Source organism: Flavobacterium cyanobacteriorum (genome assembly GCF_002251835.1).
Lineage (GTDB): Bacteria > Bacteroidota > Bacteroidia > Flavobacteriales > Flavobacteriaceae > Flavobacterium > Flavobacterium cyanobacteriorum.
This window is the reverse complement of record NZ_NOXV01000303.1, coordinates 56386-63864: the sequence shown is the minus strand read 5'-3', so window position 1 is coordinate 63864 and position 7479 is coordinate 56386. Positions and strand designations below refer to the sequence as shown.

The window sequence follows — 7479 nt, the reverse complement described above, 5'->3', positions numbered from 1 at the left end:
AAACTCCAGCAGATTTATGTGTTGCACTTATGAATTGAACTTAGATAGCATTTTAGTTTAATAAGATAAAGGTATTATATGAAGAAATTACTGTCAGCAATAGTGTTATTGTGTTTAACGCTTACTGCAACAGCGCAGGATATTAATAAAAAAGATGCCGGCGGCCAGCGTCACGGATTATGGAAAGGCGTTTATGAAGATACTAAACTGCCGCGTTATGAGGGTACATTCAATCATGGAAAAGAAACAGGTGTTTTTAAATTCTTTGAAAACACAAAGGGTTCGCCTGTTGTGGCTACAAAAGATTTTTCTGCAGGTAACGGGTCCTGCTATACCGTTTTTTTTGATGCCAAAGGCGCAAAAACCGCCGAAGGCAGGGAAGTAAATAAGGTACGGGAGGGCGAATGGAAGTTTTACCAGGAAGGCGGTGCCCTGCTTTCTCTTGAGAATTATACAGGAGGAAAGCTTACAGGTACTAAAAAAGTTTTTTATCCGGGTACTATTTTAGCCGAAGAAACAGTATATGTTAACGGCGTTAAGGAAGGCCCTTACAGGCGCTACACCGAAAAAGGCGTGGTAATAGAGGAAGCACAGTATAAAAATGATGAGTTTCACGGGCCGGTAATTTACCGTAATCCCGGTAACCAGGTAATTGTAAAAGGCCAGTTTAAAAATGGTAAAAAAGCCGGTATATGGCAATATTTTGAAAAAGGTAAGCTGGTTAAAGAAGTAGATATGAGCGCCAAAAGGGTACCGGCTAAAAAAGCCAATTGATTATTTTTGTAACTTTGCCAAAATTTCAGGGAAGAGAAAATGAAACGTGTTGTTGTAGGGCTTTCGGGCGGTGTAGATTCAAGTGTGGCGGCATACCTGCTGCAGGAGCAGGGCTATGAGGTTATAGGACTGTTCATGAAGAACTGGCATGATGATTCGGTTACTATATCCAACGAGTGCCCGTGGCTGGAAGACAGTAACGACGCACTTTTAGTAGCCGAAAAACTGGGAATCCCTTTCCAGACGGTTGACCTGAGCGAACAATATAAAGAGCGTATTGTGGACTATATGTTCAACGAATACGAAAAAGGCCGCACGCCAAACCCTGACGTGCTTTGTAACCGCGAAATAAAGTTCGATGTGTTCATGAAGATTGCCCTTAGCCTGGGAGCCGATTACGTGGCAACCGGCCACTACTGCCGCAAAGCTACTATAGAAAAAGACGGTAAAGAAGTGTACCAGTTGTTGGCAGGTGTTGATAGCAATAAGGACCAGTCCTACTTTTTGTGCCAGCTTAGCCAGGAGCAGCTTAGTAAGGCTTTGTTTCCTATAGGGGAGCTTACAAAGCCGCAGGTGCGCGAAATTGCCGCAAAAATAGAATTGGCTACCGCTGAGAAAAAAGATTCACAGGGGCTTTGTTTTATAGGCAAGGTAAGGCTGCCGGAATTCCTTCAGCAGCAGCTGCAGCCTAAAGAAGGATTAATATATGAAGTTAATGCCGATATGGACACCTATAAGGCAGAGAAACCTCAATTTACATCAGTAAAAGAACAACTGGCTCACGAAGCTAAAAACATTGACTACAAGCCTGAAATGGCCAAACTTGTTGGTAAGCACCAGGGAGCGCATTATTATACCATAGGCCAGCGCAAAGGCTTAAATGTAGGCGGGACCAAAGAACCGCTTTTCATTATAGCGACCGATACTGAAACCAATACTATATACACAGGGCAGGGGCACAACCACCCGGGCCTGTTCCGCAAGGCGCTGTTCATACAGGGCAGCGAGGTGCACTGGATACGCGAGGACCTGGCGCTGAAAGATGGCGAAACCATGGACGTGATGGTGCGGATACGTTACCGCCAGCCACTGCAAAAGGCTACACTGCACCAGTTTGAGGACGGTATGTATATATCCTTTGAGCAGCCGCAAAGCGCCATTACCGAAGGCCAGTTTGCTGCATGGTACATTGGTGAGGAACTCGTAGGTAGCGGGGTGATATCGTAAAATTAATTATCTTTGATGTATGGAAACGTATCAGATTGACATATTAAATCCAAAAGCTATAAAACTCCTTCAGGATCTTGCAGAACTTAAATTGATTTCTATGAAGCCTACAGGACAAAATAACTTTCTTAAGGTACTGTCAGATATTCGGCAAAACGCATCGAAAGATGCCCCAACGCTGGAAGATATTACCAAAGAAGTTGAATCTGTAAGGGCAGATCGGTATGCTAAAAAGAAAAAGTAGGGTTGTTATCGATACAAATCTTTGGATTAGTTTTTTCCTTACCAAAGATTTTTCTAAACTCGATGTACTGCTTTACGAACAAAAAGTAGTGTTGCTTTTTAGTAATGAACTTTTGGAAGAATTTTTAGAAGTCACATCAAGGCCTAAATTTAAACAATATTTTTCGCCTGAAAATGTAGAGCATCTGCTGCAACAAATCCACTTATATTCAGAATTTATTGAAGTTACTTCTGATGTCAGGTTATGTCGTGATGAAAAGGATAACTTTCTTTTGTCTTTGGCTAAAGATGGAAAAGCCACCCATCTCATTACAGGAGATAAGGATTTATTAGAATTAGATAAAATAGGAAAGACAAAAATAGTTACTATGGCAGACTATTTAATTTAATCTATGTTCCACAACCTCCATACCCACAACTTCACCAACAACCCCAATACTTTTGAGGTAGTTAACCGCTATCCTTATGAGGAGATTAATGTGCCGTATTTTTCAACAGGCATACATCCATGGCATATTGATGAGGAGAAAGTAGGGGAGCACCTGGCAATTATAGAGCAGCGGCTGCAATTACCCAACTGCCTTGCCTTAGGCGAATGCGGGCTTGATAAACGTATTGAAACTCCGCTTACTATTCAGGCTGAAGTTTTTGAAAAACAGCTGGCAATGGCAAAACAATACCAAAAACCTGTAATTTTGCACCTTGTTGCGGCTTTTCAGGAGCTGGTTGAGATAAAGGACAGGCTGCAGCCGGGCGTCCCGATGATCATCCACGGGTTCTCAAAGAACGCGCAGGTGGCAAAGCAATTGCTTGATAATGGCTTTTACCTCTCGTTCGGGAAGTACCTGCTGCGCAACCCGGAGCTGTCGGCAGTGCTGGCAATGGTTCCCGAAGACAGGTTTTTCCTGGAAACCGACACTATTGAAGAAGGCATTGAAGAAGTGTACGCTAAAGCGGCTTTGGCACGAAATATGAATATAGCGGCACTACAGGATACAATTAGCACTAATTTTAAAACCGTTTTTAAGAATGGCTGAATGGACAGAGCGGGCCGAGCTCTTATTTAAAAAAGAAGGCCTCGATAATTTAAAGAAAAGCCACGTTATGGTAGTGGGGCTTGGCGGTGTGGGCTCATTTGCAGCCGAATTCTTAGCCCGTGCAGGTGTGGGCACCATGACCATTGTTGATGGTGATGTTGTAGATATTACCAATATAAACCGTCAGTTGCCTGCGCTTCATTCTACAGTTGGGATGCCAAAAGTAGATGTAGTAGGCGACAGGCTTATGGACATAAACCCCGAACTTAAGCTGACAAGGATAAAGGAATTTTTATCACCTGACCGTGCTTATAGCCTGGTGACTAACGAATATGATTATGTGCTGGACTGTATTGACAGCATCACCCCTAAGCTCAACCTTATCATTTCCGCACGCAGGAAAAAGGTTAAGATAATCAGCAATATGGGGGCCGGAGGTAAATATGAAGCCGGAAAGGTGAAAGTGGCTGACATTAGTAAAACCGATGTATGCCCGCTGGCTAAGACGGTACGTAAGCGCCTTAAAAAAGAAGGTGTAAGCAAAGGTGTAAAAGTAGTTTTTTCAACGGAAGCGCCTGACCAGGACAGCCTTAAAATGACTGACGGGCTTAATTTCAAGAAATCGTTTTACGGCACTAACAGCTGGATTCCCGCAGTATTCGGACTGCATTCGGCAGAGACGGTAGTTAAATACCTGATAAAGAACAAACAGTAATATCTTTAAAAGTTATCCTGATGTCATTCTGAACGAAATGAAATGTTGTGAAGAACCCCAAATCTAAACATTTGATTCTCCTTCGCCGGAATGATAAGGTTTCTTTAAATTATTAAATCCGCATTTTATTCTGTTACCTGTGTTGGTAGTGTCTTTGCCGGTTCTGCTGTTGTGGCAGGTGGTTTTGCAGTGGTGATTCCCGCAGGTTTATTGGCAGGTGTCGAGGTTGCCCTTGTAGTAGTGGTTCCGGCCGGCTTTTCCTGTGATTCACCTCTACTCCGTGGCTGCCCTGTTCCGGCATTAGGTTGCCTCGTCGTTACTTTATTTCCTGGCTGCGTAGTGCCCGTTGTGGTATTTGCAGGCTTTACTGTTGCCTGTTTCGCAGGTTCCCCTGTTGTTGTAGTTCCTTGTGTTGATGTTAATGGTGGCATAGGAACAGCTTCCTCAGCCTGGATTACTGTAGGCTGCCCTACCGGTATATAAATATCAGTAATCCATTGTGATGGCCTTCTTGCCTGCTTTATGCTTTTTGTATAAGCCTCTATAGGCGCCAGGGTTGCATTGAGCAATAAGCCCTTGCTGTTAATCTCACGGTAGCCGGCGTCCCATGCTTTTTTCAGGTGTGAATAATCTCCTCTTAGTCTTATTTTCAGTGCCGTGAATGGTTCAAGCCTGCCTCCTTCAATATCACTGCCTGCCATAGTGAATATTTCTTCTTTTATGGGGATACAGACTGCATATTCTGCCCTGTTTGCCTGTTTGTCATATACTTTATATAACGTAAATGGGGCACCGTTAGTCGAAATTTTATTTTCCCCGGCAAATAGCAAAAGCCTGTTAAGCATCTCAGTAGTTTTCCTTGCGGTTTCCTCAAGCGATGATACTGCAGTTTGTTTTAGGTAAAATGTGCCGGTCTTGGTTACAACTTCCCCAACATTGATAGTATAGGTATTTAATTCATGTACAAGAAAGTTATCAAGGTTTTTCAATCCCTGTTCCAGGCTGGCTTCCAGGTTGTCCTGGACATCTCCTTTAAGAACAGCATAAGCCTTTTCTGTAAAACTAAGTTCTCCTTTGACCTGTACAGATACTTTTGTTGCCCCTTTCATCTCATGAAACTCCCATTTTATGTAGGAGACCAGGCCGTTGATAACTGCTTTTTGTACCAGTGAATCCCCGGGTATTGCTTTAATAGTAGTTATTTCCCCTTTTAAATCTTTGAGCCTCCAGCTTGCGATTGCGCCTTTACCTGATGACACGCCGGGATATGTAAAAATGGCAGTGGTATCATTGTGCGTAAGGATGCCAATATTTTCCCAGTTGTGGTAATCATTTACATAATTGTATAATGTGGCTTCCGGAACCTTTATAACCCGCTCTTTTATAATATCATACCTGCCTTCCTGGGTTGCGATAAATACAACTAGGGCAATTCCAATGATGAGCAGGAGCAAAAAAACATATTTTAAAATTTTCATGCAGCTTTGATTCTTAAAATTCGCAGGCAGGCGTAAAATTATAAATAAATATATAAAGAAACTAATGCCTTTAACATGCTAAAGCGCTTAAATTAAAAAAGCTCCCTTGAGGGAGCTGCTTTTTATTGGTCACATCCTAAAAAAGATTCAGGATAAGGGCTAAGGCTAACTTTATCAACCAGGAGGTATATATCTGCTTCCCGGGCATAAATATCTATCTCCTCGCTTTCCTGACCTGCATTAAGCGTTTTGCGCCGTGTGGTAATATTGTATTGCTGTAGCTTATCGGCAACATGATAATTAAAGGATATAAGTTCATTGTAACCGTTCCTGAACTGTACTTTCCAATGGTATTGCTCCCCATGCCTTGGTTCTTCTCTGAGCCGAAACCATATTTTGCTGTAACAACTTGTTTTTTGCCACTCTTCCCATTCATTTTGGGATTGTGCGGCCAGCCCGGCGCTAATTACTAAAAATAATATTGCCCATATTTTTTTCATAATACTTTAATGATTTGCAGGGTTAGGAATTACCGAGGCTTCACGTGCAGGTTGTACCGCAGTGGCTTGAGGTGGGGTCACCTGTGTCCTGCCAAGGTCATAATAATTAACAATTTGCAGGCCGGGGCGGAATGGGATAGTCAGTATATCGGTATCCACAACACCATCAGGCCCAAATTTTTTTAATGTAGCTTTATTTTCGCCCTGCTTGAGCGGAAACCTTGCATAGCTTATTGTTGCAGGCAGGGTCTGCCAGTTTCGCGTATCGGCTTTTTCGGTGGCTGCACCCGCAATATCGCTGGCTGCCCTTACGATATCGCCCCAGTCCCCTCCCAGGTTTTCTTTAGCGATAGTGCCTAACCCCGCTCCGGCGGCTTTTTTTGTGGCAAACCTCAGGGCCAGGTCTACTACTTCGCGCATCATGCGGTCATTGAGGCATTGTTCGGCTATAGGATAAAAATCCTCAACCGTTTCCAGGTTTTGCTCGTTGCTATTACAGGTTACAATAGCATGCTTGTAAAAGCTTTCTCGCCTGTTGTATTTAGGTATGGCAATGGCATTAATTACGCCAAGGTCAACATCACGGGGTATTGGAATTATAATCTCACGTGTTATGCCGTCTTCAGTATAGGTCGCCACAAATGCGCCAAGAGAGGCCGATACAGTCAGTATAATCTGGTCTTTAGCCGGGCCGAGCCCATTTTCCCAAAATAGTATTGCTTCCGCGGGAGCAGGCGGGGCCGGGACATAATCTTTAGCAAAGTTGAATTTTTTGAGGTAGTCATCATATTCCTGCCTGAAGCCGAGTTGCATTGCGGTGCGCAGCAGGTCTTGCTTTAACTGCTCCGGGAATTTTACACCGAAATAAACGTTGTTGCTGCTGCTGTATATTTCTTCCGCATTGCGGTAGGCTATAAAGGCGTTATTGATATCACCGGTTGACTCATAAATTATACCCTGTAGTATCTGCGAAAAAGCATCACGGGTATATTTATTTTTCCTTCCTTCATATTTGTCATTAAATTCAAGCAGCCTTAAGTTTATGCGTTTTGCTTCTACAAGCGCATCATCCGGCCTGCCCATCATAAAAAAGTTGATAGCCTTATAATAATGAATGGTAACTTTTTCAAAGTCTTCGCCTTTGTATGGCTCGGCATTGGGGTTGGTAAATTTAGCGGCTACATACTGCGCGGCCGATGTTTTGATTTTATCATCCACCAGTAAATAGGCTTCTTCAAGAAGGCGGTTGCTGGCTTCATAGTTGCCCCTCAAGTGTTCCGCCTTCCCCTTTTCAAGCAGGTATAACAGCCTGTTCTTGTCTTTTTTCAGGAAACGGTTATTCTCAATAGTAGAAGCTACTTTATCAAAATCACCGTTGTACAGGTCATTTTCAATCCCCAACTGGCTGTTATAAGTGCTGCAGGCACTCAAAGCAAACAGTAACAAAAAGGGCAAAGGCCTAATAATAGCGGCAATAATGTTATTGGCTGCTTTCATCAGGCGCA

9 protein-coding genes are annotated in these 7479 nt (G+C 43.1%); 6 read left to right on the top strand and 3 right to left on the bottom strand.

Features of this window, described 5'->3' with window-relative positions; all coding sequences use genetic code 11:
• Positions 1–78: 78 nt before the first annotated feature.
• The 6 genes from CHU92_RS14320 to CHU92_RS14295 are packed head-to-tail and all read left to right on the top strand — an operon-like array spanning position 79 to position 3996.
• On the top strand, positions 79–774 hold the full coding sequence (locus tag CHU92_RS14320) for a toxin-antitoxin system YwqK family antitoxin (RefSeq protein ID WP_094416751.1): 696 nt from the start codon (positions 79–81) through the stop codon (positions 772–774).
• 39 nt (positions 775–813) lie between these two features.
• On the top strand, positions 814–2001 hold the full coding sequence (gene mnmA / locus CHU92_RS14315) for a tRNA 2-thiouridine(34) synthase MnmA (RefSeq protein WP_094416749.1): 1188 nt from the start codon (positions 814–816) through the stop codon (positions 1999–2001).
• Positions 2002–2020: 19 nt separating this feature from the next.
• Positions 2021–2245 carry a hypothetical protein gene (locus CHU92_RS14310; RefSeq protein WP_094416747.1) on the top strand — a complete coding sequence of 75 codons (225 nt, stop codon included), beginning with the start codon at positions 2021–2023 and terminating at the stop codon, positions 2243–2245.
• On the top strand, positions 2226–2633 hold the full coding sequence (locus CHU92_RS14305) for a putative toxin-antitoxin system toxin component, PIN family (RefSeq protein ID WP_094416745.1): 408 nt from the start codon (positions 2226–2228) through the stop codon (positions 2631–2633). Before CHU92_RS14310 ends, CHU92_RS14305 begins: the two co-directional genes overlap by 20 nt.
• Before the next feature lie 3 nt (positions 2634–2636).
• Positions 2637–3281 (top strand): TatD family hydrolase, encoded by a 645-nt coding sequence (locus tag CHU92_RS14300; protein ID WP_094416743.1) that lies wholly within the window; start codon positions 2637–2639, stop codon positions 3279–3281.
• The gene (locus CHU92_RS14295; protein WP_094416741.1) at positions 3274–3996 is read left to right on the top strand and encodes a tRNA threonylcarbamoyladenosine dehydratase; all 723 of its coding nucleotides are present in this window, start codon (positions 3274–3276) and stop codon (positions 3994–3996) included. The genes CHU92_RS14300 and CHU92_RS14295 overlap by 8 nt, the downstream gene beginning before the upstream one ends.
• A gap of 125 nt (positions 3997–4121) precedes the next feature.
• Here CHU92_RS14295 and CHU92_RS14290 read toward each other — a convergent pair whose 3' ends face one another.
• From CHU92_RS14290 to CHU92_RS14280, 3 genes are all read right to left on the bottom strand, one after another.
• Positions 4122–5474, bottom strand: a complete 1353-nt coding sequence (locus tag CHU92_RS14290; protein WP_094416739.1) for a hypothetical protein — start codon at positions 5472–5474, stop codon at positions 4122–4124.
• Between the two features lie 122 nt (positions 5475–5596).
• A complete protein-coding gene (locus CHU92_RS14285) occupies positions 5597–5974 on the bottom strand; it encodes a hypothetical protein (RefSeq protein WP_094416737.1) in 378 nt (125 codons plus the stop codon).
• Positions 5975–5980: 6 nt separating this feature from the next.
• A complete protein-coding gene (locus CHU92_RS14280) occupies positions 5981–7471 on the bottom strand; it encodes a COG3014 family protein (RefSeq protein ID WP_094416735.1) in 1491 nt (496 codons plus the stop codon).
• Positions 7472–7479 lie beyond the last annotated feature (8 nt).

What these genes read in the sequence shown, in the direction of transcription:
- CHU92_RS14295 (WP_094416741.1), top strand. Translation starts at nt 3,274, where the DNA reads ATGGCTGAATGGACAGAGCGGGCCGAGCTCTTATTTAAAAAAGAAGGC.
- CHU92_RS14300 (WP_094416743.1), top strand. Translation starts at nt 2,637, where the DNA reads ATGTTCCACAACCTCCATACCCACAACTTCACCAACAACCCCAATACT.
- CHU92_RS14305 (WP_094416745.1), top strand. Translation starts at nt 2,226, where the DNA reads ATGCTAAAAAGAAAAAGTAGGGTTGTTATCGATACAAATCTTTGGATT.
- CHU92_RS14285 (WP_094416737.1), bottom strand. Translation starts at nt 5,974, where the DNA reads ATGAAAAAAATATGGGCAATATTATTTTTAGTAATTAGCGCCGGGCTG.
- CHU92_RS14290 (WP_094416739.1), bottom strand. Translation starts at nt 5,474, where the DNA reads ATGAAAATTTTAAAATATGTTTTTTTGCTCCTGCTCATCATTGGAATT.
- CHU92_RS14320 (WP_094416751.1), top strand. Translation starts at nt 79, where the DNA reads ATGAAGAAATTACTGTCAGCAATAGTGTTATTGTGTTTAACGCTTACT.
- CHU92_RS14280 (WP_094416735.1), bottom strand. Translation starts at nt 7,471, where the DNA reads ATGAAAGCAGCCAATAACATTATTGCCGCTATTATTAGGCCTTTGCCC.
- CHU92_RS14310 (WP_094416747.1), top strand. Translation starts at nt 2,021, where the DNA reads ATGGAAACGTATCAGATTGACATATTAAATCCAAAAGCTATAAAACTC.
- mnmA (WP_094416749.1), top strand. Translation starts at nt 814, where the DNA reads ATGAAACGTGTTGTTGTAGGGCTTTCGGGCGGTGTAGATTCAAGTGTG.